Source organism: Rhizobium sp. Root483D2 (genome assembly GCF_001426685.1).
Classification (GTDB): Bacteria; Pseudomonadota; Alphaproteobacteria; order Rhizobiales; family Rhizobiaceae; genus Pararhizobium; species Pararhizobium qamdonense.
Genome location: NZ_LMFB01000016.1, coordinates 91,755 through 110,895, shown reverse-complemented (window position 1 = coordinate 110,895; position 19,141 = coordinate 91,755). Strand labels below are relative to the sequence as shown.

General features: G+C 61.8%; 15 protein-coding genes. 11 read left to right on the top strand and 4 right to left on the bottom strand.

What is annotated here, in order from left to right; translation table 11 throughout:
* Positions 1 to 24: 24 nt before the first annotated feature.
* Positions 25 to 996, bottom strand: coding sequence for a GlxA family transcriptional regulator (locus ASD32_RS14570; protein WP_060638759.1), 972 nt, complete (start codon positions 994 to 996; stop codon positions 25 to 27).
* Positions 997 to 1,107: 111 nt separating this feature from the next.
* Between ASD32_RS14570 and ASD32_RS14565 the strand changes: the two genes are divergently transcribed.
* The 9 genes from ASD32_RS14565 (at position 1,108) to ASD32_RS14525 (ending at position 13,672) form a co-directional block, all read left to right on the top strand.
* Positions 1,108 to 2,010 (top strand): 3-keto-5-aminohexanoate cleavage protein, encoded by a 903-nt coding sequence (locus ASD32_RS14565; protein WP_060638758.1) that lies wholly within the window; start codon positions 1,108 to 1,110, stop codon positions 2,008 to 2,010.
* Between the two features lie 282 nt (positions 2,011 to 2,292).
* Complete coding sequence (locus tag ASD32_RS14560) at positions 2,293 to 3,783, top strand: carnitine 3-dehydrogenase (RefSeq protein ID WP_060638757.1); 1,491 nt, start codon at positions 2,293 to 2,295, stop codon at positions 3,781 to 3,783.
* A 170-nt stretch (positions 3,784 to 3,953) separates the two neighbouring features.
* Entirely contained in the window at positions 3,954 to 5,114 is a 1,161-nt protein-coding gene (locus ASD32_RS14555) for an acyl-CoA dehydrogenase family protein (RefSeq protein ID WP_060638756.1), read from the top strand.
* Positions 5,115 to 5,355: 241 nt separating this feature from the next.
* A complete protein-coding gene (locus ASD32_RS14550; protein WP_060638755.1) occupies positions 5,356 to 7,410 on the top strand; it encodes an acetate--CoA ligase family protein in 2,055 nt (684 codons plus the stop codon).
* 5 nt (positions 7,411 to 7,415) lie between these two features.
* Positions 7,416 to 8,198 carry a carnitinyl-CoA dehydratase gene (locus ASD32_RS14545; protein ID WP_060638754.1) on the top strand — a complete coding sequence of 261 codons (783 nt, stop codon included), beginning with the start codon at positions 7,416 to 7,418 and terminating at the stop codon, positions 8,196 to 8,198.
* A 312-nt stretch (positions 8,199 to 8,510) separates the two neighbouring features.
* On the top strand, positions 8,511 to 10,100 hold the full coding sequence (locus ASD32_RS14540; protein ID WP_060638753.1) for an ABC transporter substrate-binding protein: 1,590 nt from the start codon (positions 8,511 to 8,513) through the stop codon (positions 10,098 to 10,100).
* 92 nt (positions 10,101 to 10,192) lie between these two features.
* A complete protein-coding gene (locus ASD32_RS14535; protein WP_244490175.1) occupies positions 10,193 to 11,206 on the top strand; it encodes an ABC transporter permease in 1,014 nt (337 codons plus the stop codon).
* Positions 11,203 to 12,030: an ABC transporter permease gene (locus ASD32_RS14530; RefSeq protein WP_060638751.1), complete on the top strand. Its 828-nt coding sequence runs from the start codon at positions 11,203 to 11,205 to the stop codon at positions 12,028 to 12,030. The genes ASD32_RS14535 and ASD32_RS14530 overlap by 4 nt, the downstream gene beginning before the upstream one ends.
* A complete protein-coding gene (locus tag ASD32_RS14525; protein ID WP_060638750.1) occupies positions 12,023 to 13,672 on the top strand; it encodes an ABC transporter ATP-binding protein in 1,650 nt (549 codons plus the stop codon). The genes ASD32_RS14530 and ASD32_RS14525 overlap by 8 nt, the downstream gene beginning before the upstream one ends.
* Before the next feature lie 60 nt (positions 13,673 to 13,732).
* Here ASD32_RS14525 and ASD32_RS14520 read toward each other — a convergent pair whose 3' ends face one another.
* Both ASD32_RS14520 and ASD32_RS14515 read right to left on the bottom strand, forming a co-directional pair.
* The gene (locus ASD32_RS14520) at positions 13,733 to 14,074 is read right to left on the bottom strand and encodes a PAAR domain-containing protein (RefSeq protein ID WP_060638749.1); all 342 of its coding nucleotides are present in this window, start codon (positions 14,072 to 14,074) and stop codon (positions 13,733 to 13,735) included.
* 63 nt (positions 14,075 to 14,137) lie between these two features.
* A complete protein-coding gene (locus ASD32_RS14515; protein ID WP_060638748.1) occupies positions 14,138 to 14,932 on the bottom strand; it encodes a helix-turn-helix transcriptional regulator in 795 nt (264 codons plus the stop codon).
* Positions 14,933 to 15,058: 126 nt separating this feature from the next.
* Between ASD32_RS14515 and ASD32_RS14510 the strand changes: the two genes are divergently transcribed.
* Both ASD32_RS14510 and ASD32_RS14505 read left to right on the top strand, forming a co-directional pair.
* Positions 15,059 to 16,648: an ABC transporter substrate-binding protein gene (locus ASD32_RS14510; RefSeq protein WP_060638747.1), complete on the top strand. Its 1,590-nt coding sequence runs from the start codon at positions 15,059 to 15,061 to the stop codon at positions 16,646 to 16,648.
* 26 nt (positions 16,649 to 16,674) lie between these two features.
* Positions 16,675 to 18,678, top strand: a complete 2,004-nt coding sequence (locus ASD32_RS14505) for a CocE/NonD family hydrolase (RefSeq protein ID WP_060638892.1) — start codon at positions 16,675 to 16,677, stop codon at positions 18,676 to 18,678.
* Here the strand turns inward: ASD32_RS14505 and ASD32_RS14500 are convergent.
* On the bottom strand, positions 18,671 to 19,075 hold the full coding sequence (locus tag ASD32_RS14500; protein WP_060638746.1) for an ACT domain-containing protein: 405 nt from the start codon (positions 19,073 to 19,075) through the stop codon (positions 18,671 to 18,673). The genes ASD32_RS14505 and ASD32_RS14500 overlap by 8 nt on opposite strands.
* Positions 19,076 to 19,141: the final 66 nt, after the last annotated feature.

Below are 19,141 nucleotides of genomic sequence, written 5' to 3'. Positions count from 1 at the left end.
GAATCGGCACATCAACTTTCCGCCTCACCCTTTCAGCTTGACCCGCCTGCGTGTCTCGCTTGGGCTTTCGCGGTAATGGGCGCGATAGCTGCGCGAAAAGGCGGAAGACGAATTGAAGCCGGTGGCCGCAGCAATATCGGCAAAATCGGCCCGGGTCTCGATCACGTTGCGCCGCGCCGCATTCAGCCTGAGCGCCAGGTAATGGGCATGCGGCGCCACGCCCATCGTCTCCTGAAACAGGTCTTGCAGATGGCGGGCGCTGACCCCCGCCCGGCGCGCAAGACGGCTGAGCGTCAGGGGCGCATCGACGGTCTCCTCCATCAGCTTCACCGCCGCCCCGACACGGGCATCGACGATCCGCATATTGCCGATGGCCGGCATCTGCAAAAGGTCGCCGCGCGTGCGCTCCTGCTCGTAAATGAACAGGCGGGACACTTCGAGCGCCAGCGAATAGCTGTGCTGGCGGCGGATCAGCTCCAGCATCAGGTCGAGCGTCGGCAGCGAACCGCCGGTGGTCATCCGCTTGCCATCGATGACGAAACGCTCGCGCACCATGTTGATCTGCGGATAGGCGGCGGCAAAATCCTCGAAATCCTCCCAGTGATTGGTGGCTGAAAAATTGTCGAGCAGGCTGGTTTCCGCCAGAAACCAGCTGCCGGCCTCGATGCCCGCCATGACCTCGCGATGCCGGGCGGTTCGAGACAAAAGCATTTTCAGCTGCGTCGTCGCGTAAGCCCGCCAGTTATAGCTCGACAGCACAAACAGCGGCGCCGTCTCGTTTTGCGGCCGGAACGGCCCGGAAACCGGGATCGGGATGCCGCTCTTGGTCTCGATCGCCTGGCCGTCCGGGCTGAAGATCGCCCAGTCGTAGAGCGCTTTTCCGGCAATGCGGTTTGCGGCGCGAAGCGGCTCGATCACCGATGCGACGAGGATCAGATTGGTCTCCGGCAACACCAGCAGATCAATATGCTGGGTCCCTTCGCTTGGCGCGAGCATTCGTTGATCTCCGGCCTAATGTTCCGAAAATGTATAATAAACATCCGCAAAAGAAAAGCAGAGCCGTCTTTCTTGGCTCGTAATGGCCACCAATAACAAGGGGAGGCTTTTATGCCACTGAGCATGAACCGCGACGTTTTCATCACCTGTGCAGTCACCGGCTCCGGCGATACCGCCGGCAAGTCGCCGCATGTGCCAAGATCGCCAAAACAGATCGCGGCCTCGGCCATCGATGCGGCCAAGGCCGGTGCCGCCATCGTGCATTGTCACGTGCGCGATCCCGAGACCGGCGCACCAAGCCGCCGCAACGATCTCTACAAGGAAGTGACCGACCTCATCCGCTCCGCCGATGTCGATGTGGTGCTGAACCTCACGGCCGGCATGGGCGGCGACATGATTTTCGGCAATGTGGAAAGCCCGCTGCCGCTGAACCCCAATGGCACCGACATGGCGGGCGCGACGGAGCGCGTTTCCCACGTCGCCGAATGCCTGCCGGAAATCTGCACGCTCGATTGCGGCACGATGAACTTCTCGCTCGGCGACTACGTCATGACCAACACGCCCTCGATGCTGCGCGCCATGGCCAAGATGATGACCGATCTTGGCGTGCGCCCGGAAATCGAAGCCTTCGATACCGGCCATCTGTGGTTTGCCAAGCAGCTTGTCGAAGAGGGCCTGATCGAGGATCCGGTCCTGATCCAGCTCTGCATGGGCATTCCGTGGGGCGCGCCCGATGACCTCAACACCTTCATGGCGATGGTCAACAATGTGCCGTCAAACTGGACCTTCTCGGCCTTCTCGATCGGCCGCAACGCCCTCGCCTATCCCGCCGCAGCCGTTCTCGCCGGCGGCAATGTCCGCGTCGGCCTGGAAGACAATCTCTACGTCGGCAAGGGCCAGCTCGCCACCAACGCCCAGCTCGTCGAAAAAGCCGTCGGCGTCATCGAAGGCATGGGCGCAAAGATCATCGGCCCGGCCGAAGTGCGCGAGAAGCTGAAGCTGACGAAGCGGTAGGAATTGCGTTTTGGGGGTGGGGTTTTACCCCTCACCAAGTTCGTCCAACCGATCGGCTATGCCTCTCGGGGACGAACTATCCTCTCCCGCAAGGGGAGAGGAAACGTGCCGCATGTACCGCACTCAACCATGGGGCCGGATGTTGCTGCGGGTCTGACCTCTCCCCTTGCGGGAGAGGATAGCAAGCCCGCTCGAAGCGAAGCTGAGTGCCTGGGCGCGCTTGGTGAGGGGTAACCGGACCGCCCGATGACAGACCGAATTTTGAAAGAGGGTAGAACACCAATGACCAAAATCATCAAGGCAGCGTGCATCGGCGGCGGCGTTATCGGCGGGGCCTGGGCGGCGCGCTTTCTTCTGGCCGGTATCGACGTCAACATGTTCGATCCGCACCCGGAAGCCGAACGCATCGTCGGTGAGGTGCTCGCCAATGCCGAGCGCGCCTATGCCATGCTGACCATGGCGCCGCTGCCTGCAAAGGGAAAACTCACCTTCGTCAAGAGCGTTGAGGAAGCGGTGGAAGGTGCTGACTGGATTCAGGAAAGCGTGCCCGAGCGGGTCGATCTGAAGCGCAACGTCATCACCCAGATCGATGCCGCTGCCTCGCCAACAGCCCTGATCGGCTCGTCCACGTCGGGCATCATGCCGACGGACCTGCAGCGCGACATGAAGCATCCCGAGCGCATGTTCGTCGCCCATCCCTATAACCCGGTCTACCTGTTGCCGCTCGCCGAACTGGTTGGCGGCGAAAAGACCAGCAAGGCGACGCTGCAGGACGCAAAAGCCAAGCTTGCGCCGATCGGCATGAAGGGCGTCATCATCAACAAGGAGATCGAGGCCTTCGTCGGCGACCGTCTTCTCGAAGCCGTCTGGCGCGAAGGCCTGTGGCTGATCAAGGACGATATCTGCGATACTGAAACGCTCGACGACGTCATCCGTTATTCCTTCGGAATGCGCTGGGCGCAGATGGGCATGTTCGAAACCTACCGCATTGCCGGTGGCGAAGCCGGTATGCGCCATTTCCTCGCCCAGTTCGGCCCCTGCCTCTCCTGGCCCTGGACCAAACTGATGGACGTTGTCGATCTCGACGACGAACTGGTCAACAAGATCGCCGGCCAGTCGGACGCGCAATCCGGCGCCCGCGGCATCCGCGATCTCGAACGCATCCGCGACGAAAACCTCGTCGGCATCATGCATGCGCTGAAAAGCGGCGATGGCGGCAAGGGCTGGGGTGCGGGCAAGCTGCTTGCCGATTTCGAAGACAGCCTCTGGGCCAACGCCGAAAAGCCGCAGACCGACCTGGGCGAAGCCAATCCGATCCGCATCCTCGATACCAAGGTCAATGCAGCCTGGGTCGATTACAACGGCCACATGACCGAGCACCGCTACCTGCAGGTGTTCGGCGACACGTCCGACGGCATCCTGCGCCTGATCGGCGTCGATCTGGACTATGTCAAGAACGGCCACAGCTACTACACGGTCGAGACCCACATCCGCAATCTCGGCGAAGCCAAGCTGGGCGATGCCTTGTACTCGACCTGCCAGATCCTCTCCTATGACGAGAAGCGCCTGCACATCTTCTCGACCATCTACAACGCCGCCACCAACGAGGCAGTGGCGACAGCCGAACAGATGATGCTGCATGTCTCCTCCAAGGAGAGCAAGGCCGTGCCCGCCCCGGCTGCCGTGCTCGACCGGGTGAAGGCGATTGCACAGGCGCATGCGGGACTGGCGAAGCCGGACGGTACCGGGCGCGCCGTGGGGCAGAAGCGGTAACCTTACTCTTCTCCCCAGCGGGGAGAAGTGCCGAGCAAAGCGAGGCGATGAGGGGGTGGTGCCACAAACTCTCAGGGCGTGGCTCCCCCTCATCCGGCCCTCCGGGCCACCTTCTCCCCGCTGGGGAGAAGAGGCGGATACCCCAGAACAAGAATAAGAGGGAACACATCATGAATTTCGCACTGACCGAAGAACAGCAAATGATCGTCGATACCGTTCGCGGCTTCGTCGAGACCGAGATCTATCCGCATGAGAACGAGGTGGAGCGCACCGGCATCGTGCCGCAGGAACTCGGCCAGGAGATTGCGCAAAAGTGCAAGGATCTCGGCTTCTTCGCCTGCAACATGCCGGAAGAAGTGGGTGGCGCCGGGCTCGATCATCAGACCTTTACGCTGGTCGAGCGCGAGCTTGGGCGTGGCTCGATGGGCCTGACCGTGTTTTTCGGCCGTCCCTCCGGCATTCTCATGGCCTGCAACGACGAGCAGCGCGAGAAATACCTGATCCCGGCGGTCAAGGGCGAGAAGTTTGATGCGCTTGCCATGACCGAGCCGGATGCCGGTTCCGACGTGCGCGGCATGAAATGTTTTGCCAAGCCCGATGGCGACGACTGGATCGTCAACGGCACCAAGCATTTCATTTCGCATGCCAATATCGCCGATTTCGTCATCGTCTTCATCGCCACCGGCGAGGAGGAAACGCCGCGCGGCCCGAAGAAGAAGATCACCTGCTTCCTCGTCGATCGCGGCACGCCGGGCTTTGAAATCCGCAACGGCTACGATTCGGTCTCCCATCGCGGCTACAAGAACTGCATCCTCTCGTTCGACGATTGCCGCCTGCCCTCGTCCGCCATTCTCGGCGAGGTACACAAGGGGTTCGACATCGCCAATGACTGGCTCTACGCCACCCGCATCACCGTTGCTGCAACCTGTGTCGGCCGCGCCCGCCGGGTGTTCGACTATGCCCTGCCCTATGCCGCCGAGCGCAAACAGTTCGGCAAGCCGATCGGCGCCAACCAGGGCGTTTCCTTCAAGCTCGCCGACATGATCACCGAGATCGACGCCGCCGATTATCTGACGCTCGCAGCCGCCTGGCGGCTCGACCAGAAGCTTCCGGCCAACCGCGAGATTGCCTCCGCCAAGCTCTACGCCTCCGAAATGCTCGCCCGTGTCACCGACCAGGCAATCCAGATCTATGGCGGCATGGGATTGATGGACGACCTGCCGCTGGCCCGCTTCTGGCGCGATGCCCGTGTCGAGCGCATCTGGGACGGCACCTCGGAAATCCAGCGGCACATCATCAGCCGCGACCTCCTGCGGCCGCTGGGGGCATGAGGATGATCATATTTTCCATGTCTCCGTTTCAGACCACGCGGCAACCTCCCTCTTCTCCCCAGCGGGGAGAAGGTGGCGCAACGCGCCGGATGAGGGGGGCGAAGCCATCGCCCTTGGCCGGGAATTATAACTCCAAGGCTCAATCCCCCGATTTCTGCGCTATGCGCCCCCCTCATCCGGCCCTCTCGGGCCACCTTCTCCCCGCTGGGGAGAAGAGGAACGGCATGTTCGGAGCAAGATCATGACCCGCAGCCTTGACCGCCTGATCCGGCCCCAATCCATCGCCGTCTTCGGCGGCAAGGAAGCGCGCCGGGTGATCGAACAATGCGACAAGATGGGCTTCACCGGTGATATCTGGCCGGTGCATCCCAAGCAAGACGACATCCTCGGCCGCCGCTGCTACCGCTCGGTGGCCGAACTGCCGCAAGCACCCGATGCGTCCTTCGTCGGCGTCAACCGCCAGCTCACCGTCGAGATCATCCGCGATCTGTCCGCCCGAGGTGCAGGCGGCGCCATCTGCTATGCCTCCGGGTTCCGCGAGGCCGTCAGCGAACTGGCCGATGGCAACGACCTGCAGGATGCGCTGGTCGCAGCCGCCGGTGACATGCCGATCGTCGGCCCCAATTGCTACGGCTTCATCAACGCGCTCGACGGCGCCCTGCTCTGGCCCGACCAGCATGGCATGCAGCGTGTCGAACGCGGCGTCGCCGTTCTCACCCAGTCCTCCAACATTGCCTGCAATATCTCCATGCAGATGCGCGGCCTGCCGCTCGCCTATATCATGACGGCGGGAAATCAGGCGCAGACGGGCCTGTCCGAACTGGCCATCGCCGCGCTCGAAGACCCGCGCGTCACCGCCGTCGGCCTGCATATCGAAGGCTTCGACAGTATCGAAGCCCTGCAACGCCTGGCAATGCGGGCACGCGAACTGAAAAAACCGGTTGTCACCCTCAAGGTCGGCAAATCCGAAGCCGCTCAGCTGGCGACCGTGTCGCATACGGCATCGCTGGCCGGTAACGACGCCGTGTCCGGTGCCCTGCTCGAGCGCCTCGGCATCGGCCGGGTCGATACGCTGCCGGAACTCTTGGAAACCCTGAAACTACTCCACCTGCATCCGCCGCTGAAAAACTATGACATCTCCTCGATGAGCTGCTCCGGCGGCGAGGCCTCGTTGATGGCCGATGCCGGGGTGAAGCGGAAGACGGTGTTCCGGGCGCTGAAGGACGAACAGCGCCAGCCCTTGCGCGAAAGCCTCGGCGACATGGTCACCATCGCCAATCCGCTCGACTACCACACCTTCGTCTGGGGCAATCTGGAAAAGCAGACGACGGCCTTTACCGCGATGATGAAGGGCGATTATGCGCTCAACCTCATCGTTCTCGACTTCCCCCGCCAGGACCGGTGCGATGCCACTGACTGGAACAGCACCTGCGAGGCCGTTATCGCATCCGCCAACGCGACCGGCGCCGTTGCCGGCATCGTCGCAAGCCTCGGTGAAAACATGCCGGAGGAAACGGCACTGTCGCTGATGTCAGCCGGTGTCGTTGCCTTTTCCGGCATCGACGAGGCGCTGGCGGCGGCCGAGATTTCGGCCGGCATCGGCGCCATCTGGGCAAAACCCATTCCGGCGCCTTTGTTGTCCGCACAGGTGAAAGACGGCGAAATCCTGACCATCACGGAGAATGAGGCGAAGGCCGAATTGGCGAAATTCGGCCTCGTGGTGCCCATGGGCAAGACAGCGCAGACTGCGCAGGACGCCGCCGATGCCGCCGAGACGCTCGGTTTTCCGGTGGTTCTCAAGGGCCTCGGCGTCGCTCACAAGACCGAGGCCGGTGCCGTCAGGCTCAATCTGGGCGACCGGCAGGCGGTTCTCGATGCGGCAGACGCCATGAAAGACGTCGCATCGGGCTATCTCGTCGAAAAAATGATTGCAAAACCCGTTGCGGAAATCATCGTCGGGGCACTGCGCGATCCCGTAGCCGGTCTGGTGCTGACCATCGGCGCTGGCGGTATTCTGGTGGAATTGCTCGAGGATTCGGCGATTTTGACCCTTCCGACGACGCCGGAAGCCATTACCGGGGCGATTTCCGGCCTGAAAATCAAGAAACTGCTTGATGGCTATCGCGGCGGCCCGAAGGGCGACATTGACGCGTTGACGGCCTCTGTCGCTGCCGTCGCATCCTATGTCGCAGCAAACGCTACAATACTCGAAGAACTCGATATCAATCCTATCATGGTCTTGCCGCAAGGGTCTGGAACCGTTGCGGCCGATGCCCTGATCCGTCGGAGGAAATGACGCCTATGACCGGACCTATCAGAACGCGCCGCGAAGGCGGCATTCTCGAAGTCACCATCGACCGGCCGAAGGCCAACGCGATCGATCTTGTGACCAGCCGCATCATGGGCGAAATCTTTGCCGGTTTTCGCGACGACGACACGTTGCGCGTCGCCATCATTACCGGCGCGGGTGAAAAATTCTTCTGTCCGGGATGGGATCTGAAGGCTGCGGCCGGCGGCGACGCTGTCGATGGCGACTATGGCATTGGCGGCTTTGGTGGCCTGCAGGAACTGCGCGATCTCAACAAGCCGGTGATTGCGGCGATCAACGGCATCTGCTGCGGCGGCGGGCTGGAAATCGCGCTATCGGCCGACATGATCCTGGCTGCAGAACACGCGAGTTTTGCGCTGCCGGAAATCCGCTCTGGCACCGTCGCCGATGCCGCCTCGATCAAATTGCCCAAGCGTATCCCCTATCATATCGCCATGGACATGCTCTTTACCGGCCGCTGGCTGGATGCGGCGGAAGCCCATCGCTGGGGCTTCGTCAACGAGATCATCGCCGCTGATACATTGATGGAGCGCGCCTGGGAGCTCGCCCGCCTGCTCGAAAGCGGCCCGCCGCTGGTCTATGCTGCCATCAAGGAAGTGGTGCGCGCGGCCGAGGGCGAGGATTTCCAGACGACGATGAACAAGATCACCAAGCGCCAGTTCAAGACGGTCGACATCCTCTATTCGAGCGACGACCAGCTGGAGGGCGCAAGGGCCTTTTCGGAAAAGCGCGACCCGGTCTGGAAGGGGAAATAACGGCTGGGCACCACGCAAAGGCAAGGGAAAGCCGGGAGACAACGTCATTCGGCTCCCATCATAAGCCAGACTTATGAAAACTGAGCATTTTTTAGATGAATACAGACCCTCTCTCACGAGATACCATTAATTTTAACAGGGTTTTCGGCATCAGAAACACCCATTTTACGAAAGGCGCGATCGCGGCAAACCACGCCGCATAAGTGATGGCCTACCTGCCTTCGGGCATGCATTCTAGGAACACACGATCGGCAACGATTGAAAACAATAAAGAAAACGGCGCAAAGCCATTCAACAAAAAGGAACAGGGGAATGAGTGATTACAAGAACTACCTCGCCAATCAGGTCATGATGGGCAAGATGAACCGGCGTGAATTCATCGGCCGCACTGTGGCCGCCGGTGTCGCGCTCTCCAGCGCCAGCACCTTGTTTGCCTCAAGCGCTGCGGCGCAGGAGCCCAAGCGCGGCGGCCATCTCAAGCTTGGTCTCGAAGGCGCAGCCGCCACCGATTCGAAGGATCCGGCCAAGGCGCTCTCGCAGTTCATGTTCGTCGTCGGCCGCAACTGGGGCGACATGCTCGTCGAATCCGATCCGCTGACCGGCCAGCCCGTTGCAGCACTCGCCGAATCCTGGGAGCCGTCGGCAGATGCGTCCACCTGGACGTTCACGATCCGCAAGGGCGTGAAATTCCACGACGGCAAGGAACTGACCGTCGAGGACGTCATCAAGACCCTGCAGCGTCATACCGACGAGAAATCGGAATCGGGCGCTCTCGGCGTCATGAAATCGATCAAGGAAATCAAGGCTGACGGCGACAAGCTGGTGCTGGTGCTGACGGAAGGCAATGCCGACCTGCCGCTGCTCCTCACCGATTACCATCTCGTCATCCAGCCGAATGGCGGCCTCGACGATCCAAACGCAATGATCGGCACCGGCCCCTTCAAGGTCGCGAGCTTCGAGGCCGGCGTGCGCGCCACCTTCGAGCGCAACAAGGACGACTGGCGCCAGGATCGTGGCTACGTCGATTCCGTCGAGATGATTGCGATGAACGACGCGACAGCGCGTATCGCCGCCCTCTCCTCCGGCCAGGTGCATTATATCAACCGCGTCAGCCCGAAGACGGTCGATCTCCTGAAGCGGGCGCCGACCGTCGATATTCTCTCGACGTCGGGACGCGGTCACTACGTCTTCATCATGCATTGCAACACCGCACCGTTCGACAATAACGACCTGCGGCTCGCCTTGAAATATGCGATGGACCGCGAAGCGATGCTGGAAAAGGTGCTGGGCGGCTTCGGCAAGGTCGGCAACGACTTCCCGATCAACTCGACCTATGCGCTCTTCCCCGAAGGCATCGAGCAGCGCGCCTATGACCCCGACAAGGCCGCCTTCCATTACAAGAAGTCCGGCCATAGCGGTCAGGTCCTGCTGCGCACGTCGGATGTCGCCTTCCCGGGCGCCGTCGATGCGGCAGTGCTGTATCAGGAAAGCGCCAAGAAGGCCGGTATCGGCATCGAGGTGAAGCGTGAACCCGGCGACGGCTATTGGTCGAATGTCTGGAATGTCCAGCCGTTCTCGACCTCTTATTGGGGCGGCCGCCCGACCCAGGACCAGATGTACTCGACGGCTTACCTTTCAAGCGCCGACTGGAACGACACACGCTTCCTGCGTCCCGACTTCGACAAGGTTCTGCTCGAAGCCCGCTCGGAACTGGATGAGGCCAAGCGCAAGGAAATGTACCGCTCCATGGCCATGATGGTTCGCGACGAAGGCGGCCTGATCCTGCCGATGTTCAACGATTTCGTGAATGCCTCCTCCAAGAAGGTGAAGGGCTACGTCCACGATATCGGCAACGACATGTCGAACGGCTACGTTGCAACTCGCGTCTGGCTCGACGCCTGATGGCGGGCGGACCGGTCACGGGTCCGGCGCACACAACGGGAACTGCTGCGGGAGGCGAAGGCCTCTCGCAGCAGGCATCCGTTTCCGGAACCATGGTGACGCCCCCAACCGGGGCCGTCACCGGCACGTTCTGGCGCCGTTTCACCTTTCGCCGCCCTTTGGCGGCGCTCATCCTCCAGCGGCTGGGTCTCAGCGTTGGTCTCCTTTTTGCCGTGTCGCTGATGATCTTCGGCGGCGTCGAAGCGCTGCCCGGTGACTTTGCCACGACCTATCTCGGTCAGTCGGCAACGCCGCAGGCCGTGGAAAACATCCGCAAGGATCTCGGCCTCGACCGTCCGGTGACGGAACGCTATGTCAGTTGGCTTGGCAACGCATTGCAGGGCGATTTCGGGAAATCCTGGGCAAGCCGCAATTCCGTCAGCGAGCAGATCGGCAACCGGCTTGGCAACTCGCTGTTTCTCGCCTTCTTCGCCGCGATCATCTCGGTTCCGCTGGCGGTCGGGCTTGGCATGCTCGCCGTGCAATATCGAAACCGGCTGCCTGACAAGATCATCAACGTGATCTCGCTCGCGGCGATCTCGTTGCCAGAATTCTTTGTCGGCTATCTGCTCATTCTGTTCTTTGCGGTGCAGATGGGGGTCGCAACCTTCCCTGCCACCGTCTATGACGGCATGACCTTCGGAGAGCGGCTCTCGGCCATCGCCCTGCCGGTGGCAACGCTGGTGCTGGTCGTTCTCGCCCATATGATGCGCATGACCCGCGCCGCCATCCTCAACGTCATGGCATCCGCCTATGTCGAGACGGCGGAACTGAAGGGGCTCAGCGCCTTCCGCATCATTGCCAGGCACGCCGCGCCCAACGCCGTCGCCCCCGTCATCAATGTCATTGCACTCAACCTCGCCTATCTCGTGGTCGGTGTCGTCGTGGTGGAAGTGGTGTTCGTCTATCCGGGCATGGGCCAGTACATGGTCGATGCGGTCACGGTGCGCGATATGCCGGTGGTGCAGGCCTGCGGCCTGATCTTTGCCGCCTTCTACATTTTCCTCAACATGGCTGCGGATATTCTCGCCATCCTCGCCAATCCGAGATTGAGGCATCCACGATGAGATTGAGCTCCATTCCCCTCAGCGCCTGGGTCGGGCTGATCGGCATTGCCGTGGCCCTGTTCTGCGCCATCTTCGCGCCCTGGATCGCGCCGTTCGGCGAACGCGATGTCGTCGGCGATATCTGGCTTCCAATGGGCGGCGACTTCCTGCTCGGCACCGACAATCTCGGCCGGGACCTTTTGTCCCGCCTGATTTTTGGCGCGCGAACCACGATCTTTGTCGCCCTTGCGGCCACCGTCATCTCGTTTTCGCTCGGCATGCTCCTGTCGTTCACGGCAGCCGTCACCGGCGGCCTCGTCGATCAGATATTCTCGCGCTTCAACGATCTGATGATGGCAATCCCGACGCTGATCTTTGCGCTGGTCGTGCTCGCCGTGCTGCCGCAGCAGCTGTGGATCCTGATCCTCGTCATGGCCATCCTCGACAGTACCCGCGTCTTCCGCATCGGCCGGGCCGTGGCGCTGGATGTGGCGGTCATGGAATTCGTCGAGGCGGCGCGGCTTCGCGGCGAAGGCACGCGCTGGATCATCTTCCGGGAAATCCTGCCCAACACGCTCTCACCGCTTCTGGCGGAATTCGGCCTGCGCTTTGCCTTTTCCATCCTGTTTCTCTCCACCCTCTCCTTCCTCGGCCTCGGCATCCAGCCGCCGGCCGCCGACTGGGGCGGCATGGTCAAGGACAACAAGGACGGCATCATCTTCGGCATCTCGGCAGCCCTTGTGCCGGGCGGCGCCATCGCCGGTCTTGCCATCTGCGTCAATCTTGTCGTCGACTGGCTGATGAAGCGTACCTCGAGCCTCAAGGGAGGGCGCGGCGATGCCTGAATCTTTGCCCAATCATGGTCTGCTGTCTGTCAAGAATCTCAAGATAGAAGCAACCAGCTATCCGCCGGGCGAGCCGCCCAAAACCGTGACCCTGGTCGAAAACGTCTCCTTCGATGTCGAGAAGGGCAAGGTGCTCGGACTGATCGGCGAAAGCGGTGCCGGCAAGTCCACCATCGGCCTGTCTGCGCTCGCCTATGGCCGCGGCGGTGCCGCCATTACCGGCGGTCAGGTGCTGCTCAACGGCAAGGACATCCTGACGCTTGGCCGCGACGGCGTGCGCACCATCCGCGGCTGCAAGGTCTGCTATGTCGCGCAATCGGCGGCAGCCGCCTTCAATCCGGCCCACAAGCTTGGCGAACAGGTGATCGAGGCGGCCCTGCGCCACAAGATCATGACCCGGCCGGAAGCGGAAAAGCGGGCGCTTTATCTGTTCCAGGTGCTCGGCCTGCCCAATCCCGAAACCTTCGGCGACCGCTATCCGCATCAGGTCTCCGGCGGCCAGCTGCAACGCGCCATGACCGCCATGGCGCTCTGCCCCAACCCGGAACTGATTGTCTTCGACGAGCCGACCACGGCACTTGACGTCACCACACAGATCGATGTGCTGGCCGCCATCAAGCACGCGATCGAGGAGACGCATACGGCGGCTCTTTACATCACCCATGACCTTGCCGTCGTCGCCCAGATTTCCGACGACATCATGGTGCTGCGCCACGGCAAGACCATCGAATACGGCACGACCAAGCAGATCATCGAGGCCCCCAACGAGGACTATACCCGCGCGCTCGTCAGTGTCCGCCAGACCAAGCGCGAGGAGGCCCGTGACCAGACCAACACGCTTTTGAAGATCGAGCATATAAGCGCCGGTTACGCCAATGGCTTCAAGGTGCTGCACGACGTCTCCATGCATCTGCCCAAGGGCCAGACGCTGGCGATCGTCGGGGAAAGCGGCTCCGGCAAGTCGACGCTGGCGCGCGTCATCACCGGCCTCCTGCCGCCTTCAGAGGGCACGATCACCTTCGATGGCAAGGAGCTTCCAAAGGCGCTGAGAAGCCGCACCAAGGAAGAGCTTCGCCGGGTGCAGATGATCTACCAGATGGCCGACACCGCGATGAACCCGCGCCAGACGGTGCGCGACATCATCGGCCGTCCGATCTCCTTCTACTATGGCCTACATGGGGCGAAGAAGACGGAGCGGGTGAAACAGCTGCTCGACCAGATCGAAATGGGCGACCGTTTCCTCGACCGCTATCCGGCCGAACTTTCGGGTGGCCAGAAGCAGCGCGTGGCGATCGCAAGGGCGCTGGCGGCAAAACCGGAACTGATCCTCTGCGACGAGCCGACCTCGGCGCTCGACCCGCTGGTGGCTGAAGGCATCTTGAATCTTCTTCTGAGGCTGCAGGAGGAAACCGCTGTTTCCTATGTCTTTATCACCCATGACATCGCCATCGTCCGGGCGATTGCAGACTCCGTCGCCGTCATGCATCGCGGCAAACTCGTGCGCTTCGGGCCGAAGTCGAAAGTGCTCTCGCCACCGTTCGACGACTATACCGACCTGTTGTTGAAATCGGTTCCGGAGATGGAAATCGGCTGGCTGGAAAAAGTCCTGACCACCCGCCGGATGGCAAGCGCCGGCAACTGACGAAACGAAAACCCCCTTCCCTTCGCGCATCCGCGAAGGGAAGAAACGGCGATCAGCCGGTCATTTCGTGGTGCAACTGACATCGCCGAGCCGCTGCATCGGCTGGCCGTTCGCCGTCACCGTCATCTCGCCCTTGGCGGCGCAATCGGCTTTTTCAGATGATCCCGAACGAACGCGGACAAGCGGTTGCCCTTCGATCATAATGCCCGGAACGACTTCGTAGAGATCGGCCGGGCAATTGACTACGTCCGATAATCTCAAAGCCGGCGCACCGCCGATGAAGACGCTGGACGCACCCGACAATGCGCAGCCGGCCAGCGGCGAAGCTGGTGCATCTTCGGCAAGACCCGGCATAGCGGAAAAGCCAAGCAGCACCCATCCGGCAATAACGGCCCTCGACATCCTGAGCTCCTCTCCACTTCGATCGCCCAAACTCTATGCTGAAACGCACGCCAATGCGAAGGCTTAGAAATTCTCCGGAACCGACAGGATGCTGAACGGCGGTGCTTCGAGATAGCCGCGCACGGTTGCCGGCAATTGCCGCGAATGTTCCGGCAGCACGCCGCAGCGGGACAAGACCTGCCGCTTGTCGGGATTGGTCCCCAGGTAGCGCCAGATGACACGCGAAGCATAAGGCAGGTTTTCCTTGCGCCAGGAAACCCCCATCGTCACCCCGCGCAGATAGACCCGCTGGTGCACCTCGAACGGCACCAGGATGGTCTGCGACATCATCGGCTGCCGGCTGACGCTGCGCTCGGTGATGAAGATGCGGTTTCGCAGATAGGCCGCCAGCCCGATATATTTCGAATATTGCCGGATCTCATGGGCCGCGTCGCGGATGCGCTCGATCGATTTGACCTGAACCGAACCGTTGTCTTCCATCAGCCTTGCACAGGAACAGACGACCAGCCCCGGCCAGGAGGGCGAAAGATGGTAGGTCTGATAATAACCCAGATGCCTTCGAAGCGACGGCAGATCGCCAGGAAGCCCTTCCAGCAACAGTCCGCCATCGACCCTGCGCTGATCCGGGCGCGTCATGCGTGTCTGGAAGGCGGCCGCGGCCAGAAAGAAGTCCTGCGAACCGACGCCGAAGAAGGCGGCGATGCGGGAAAGATTGTGCGCCGATGGCCGCGCCTCGCCGGAAATATAGCGGTTGAACTGCTGGCGGTTGATGCCGATCTCCCGGCAGATCTGCGAAATCGATGGCCGCGTGGCGCAGGCAAAGCGCAGATTTTCGGTAAAGGCATCGATCTCGGGCAAGGGACAGCTCCATTAGCAAGTCACCCTAGCGTAAAGTCGCGTCAACCAGCGTCAAGTCGCGAAATTGTACAGTCCGCTATTCGCGCTACGCTCCCGGACGAAAACCAGCCTCAAAGGGAACAGCAAATGCGCGACGTCACCAAGAAGCCCGACAGCCTGATCGGCAGCAACGAGGTCAACCGCCGGACCTTCCTCGGCGGCACCGTGGCACTGGGCCTTGCGGCCGGTTTCTCCGGCACGCTGATCGCAGGCAAGGCGCGGGCTGAGGAGCCCAAACGCGGCGGCCACCTCAAGCTTGGCCTCAAGGGCGGCGCCACCACCGATTCTCTTGATCCCGCCACCTATAGCGGCTCCGTCCTGTTCACCATCGGCCATCTCTGGGGCGATACGCTGGTGGAGTCCGATCCGAAGACGGGGGCTGCACTTCCCTCCCTTGCCGAATCCTGGACGCCGTCTCCCGATGCGTCGGTGTGGACGTTCAAGCTGCGCAGCGGCGTTACCTTCCATGATGGCAGCCCGCTGACCATGGCCGATGTCATCGCCACCCTGAAGCGCCATGCCGACGAAGGCTCGAAATCCGGCGCGCTCGGCCTGATGCGCTCGATCAAGACGATCGAGGACAAGGGCGGCGAACTCGTCCTGACGCTGACCGAGGGCAATGCCGACCTGCCGCTGATCTTGACCGACTACCACCTGATCATCCAGCCGGGCGGCGGCGTCAGCGATCCCACCTCCACGGTCGGCACCGGCCCCTACAAGCTGACCAGCTATGAAGCCGGCCTGCGCGCCACATTCGAAAAGAACGCTGCCGACTGGCGCTCCGATCGTGGTTTCGTCGATAGTGTCGAGATCATCGTGATGAACGACAACACCGCGCGCGTCGCGGCACTCGCCTCCGGCCAGGTGCATTTCATCAACAATATCGATCCGAAAACCGTGCCAATGCTCAAGCGCGCTCCCAAAGTCGAGATCCTCAAGACCGCAGGCAAGGGTTTCTACAGCTTCCTGATGCATTGCGACACCGCGCCCTTCGACAATAACGACCTGCGTCTGGCGCTGAAATACGCGATCGACCGCCAGGCCATTCTCGACCGCATCCTCGGCGGCTACGGCAAGATCGGCAACGACTATCCGGTCAACGAAAACTACGCTCTGGCCCCCGAGGGTATCGAACAGCGCGCTTACGATCCGGACAAGGCGGCCTTCCACTACAAGAAATCCGGCCACGACCGCCCGATCCCGCTGCGCACCTCCGACGCCGCCTTTGCCGGCGCCGTCGATGCCGCCGTGCTGTTTCAGGAAAGTGCCCGCAAAGCCGGTATCCAGATCGAGGTCCAGCGCGAGCCGGAAGACGGTTACTGGACGAATGTCTGGAACGTCCAGCCGTTCTGCGCCTCCTACTGGGGCGGCCGTCCGACGCAAGATTCGCGCTACTCGACCTCCTACCTCTCGACGGCCGAATGGAACGATACCCGTTTCAAGCGCGAGGATTTCGACAAGCTTCTGCTGCAGGCACGCTCCGAGCTCGACGAAACCAAGCGCAAGGACCTTTACCACACCATGGCGCTGACGGTCCGGGACGAAGGCGGCCTGATCCTGCCCGTCTTCAACGATTATGTGAACGCCGCCTCCACATCGGTGAAGGGTTTCGTCCATGATATCGGCAACGACCTTTCGAACGGCTATGTGGCAAGCCGCGTCTGGTTCGACAATTGAAAAGCGGAATGACGAAAATGGATAGCATGTCGAAACACAGCTTTACCCTGATCGAGAACGAGTGGATCACTCTGTCCGATGGCACCCGGCTTTCCGCCCGCATCTGGATGCCGGATGGCGCTGACGCAAACCCGGTCCCCGCAGTTCTCGAATACCTGCCCTATCGCAAGCGCGGCGGCACCAACGCCCGCGACGAATCCACTTACCCGGTGTTTGCGGCCGCCGGCATTGCCGGCGTACGTGTCGATATCCGCGGTTCCGGCGAAAGCGACGGCGTCATCGATGGCGAGTACACGCCGCGCGAATTGAGCGACGGTTGCGAGCTGATCGCCTGGATTGCCGCCCAGCCCTGGTCGAACGGCAATGTCGGCATGATGGGCATTTCCTGGGGCGGCTTCAACTGCCTGCAGGTCGCAGCCCTGAAGCCCCCGGCGCTGAAAGCGGTGATCTCGATTGCCTCCACCGTCGATCGCTACAATGACGACATCCACTACAAGAACGGCACGCATCTGTCCGCGCAGCTCTCCTGGGCTGCAACCATGCTTGCCTATCAGTCGCGCTCGCCCGATCCGGCGCTGGTCGGCGACAGATGGAAGGACATGTGGCTGGAGCGGCTGGAAAACGAGCCCTATTTCATGGAGGAATGGCTTGAGCACCAGCGCCGTGACGCCTTTTGGGAACATGGCTCGATCTGCGAGGATTTCGAAGGCTTTCCGGTTCCGGCCATGGTCATCGCCGGCTGGGCCGACGGGTACCGCAACACGCCGATGAAGGCATCCGAAGGTCTGGGCGGCAAGGTCAAGGCCCTGATCGGCCCCTGGGTGCACAAATATCCGCATTTCGCCTGGCCGAAACCGCGCGCCGATTTCCATGGCGAGGCGATTGCCTGGTGGAACCATTGGCTGCGCGGCGAAGAAACCGGCGCCGAGGCCCTGCCGCAGATGCGCGCCTTCATCCTCGACGGTCCGAAGCCAGCGTTGCGCCGCAATGCCGATCCCGGTTTCTGGGTGGCAAAGGAGACGTGGTCGCAGCCGGACATGCAGACCTTCTATATCGATCAGTTCGGCAGCCTCAACGAGGGCATGCCGATCGCCGGCGCCCATGACCATAACGCCTATCTGAAATCGCCGCTCGACACGGGAACGGCGTCCGGCGAATGGTTCACCCTGAAGCCCGACGCCGAAATGGCCGGCGACCAGCGCATCGACGATGCCGGTTCGCTGACTTTCGAAACCGCACCGCTGACACAGGCCGTCGATTATCTCGGCCAGCCGGTACTGACGGTTGAACTCGCCTGCGATGCCGATTGGGCAAATCTTGCCGTCCGCCTCGTCGATATCCATCCGGATGGCAGCGCCACCCGCGTGACCTTCGGTGTTTTGAACCTAGCCCATCGCGACGGCAATGCCGAACCGAAGCCGATGGAAAAGGGCAAGAAGACCAGGGTCGAACTGGTGCTCGACGCCTGCGGCTACCGTTTCGGCGCCGGTCATCGCATCCGGCTGTCGCTCTCGACCGCCTACTGGCCGATGATCCTGCCCGCTCCGTCAGATCCGGGCCTGACGCTCGATCTTGCCTCGCTGGGGCTCGCCCTGCCCAAGCTTGGCGACCACAAGCGCATTACCATGCCGGAGCCTGCCAATCCCGATCCGCTGCCGAAATATATCGAGCACACGTCCGGCAGCACCAGCCGCCGGGTCGAGCGCGATATGACGACAGGCCAGACGCACTACCATATCTACGAGGATGGCGGCCTGACCGAACATCCCGATACCGGCCTTGCCACGCAGGACATCCGCGACGAAACCTGGACGATCGCTGCGGACGATCCGCTGTCGATGACGGGTATCTCGACCTGGACCTGCATCGCCAAACGCGAAAACTGGTCGGTGAAGACCGTGTCTGTCTCGCGGATCGCCTGCACGGCAACCGAATGGCTGACCTCGGCGTCGGTGACAGCCTTCGAAGGGGAGACGCAGATCTTCGAAAAAACCTTCGAAGAGACGCGCGTGCCACGCGACTTCATGTGAGAACGGGGGCAGCCTCTGCCAGGGCTGCCAAGGCCCGTTCCGCATCGTCTGCAGGCACGAAAATGTGGTCGTGGTGATAGGCCGCGACCACATTGGCGCTGATGCCATGCCGCGTCAGCGCCACCGCAACCGCCGCCGTCAGCCCGACGGCCTCAAGCGCGGAATGGACCGTCAGCGTGATGCAGCGCATCACCGGGCCATAGCTGAGCCCGGCTTTGTCGGCTTGCGTCTTTTCGACAATCAGCGTCAGCCCTTCATCCTCGCGAAAGAAGCCCAAAGGCTTCAGTGAAAGCCACCCGGGCGCATCCGCCGGTACGCTGCAATAGACATATTCGCCCGCCCGCAGATCCGGACGCATTTCGCGCAACAGCGTTTCAAGATCGGTAATACCGCTCATCCCCAACTCCCACTTCAATTCCACCGGATCACAGGCGCGTGTATCCCGCCGGGAAGCCTGTCACAT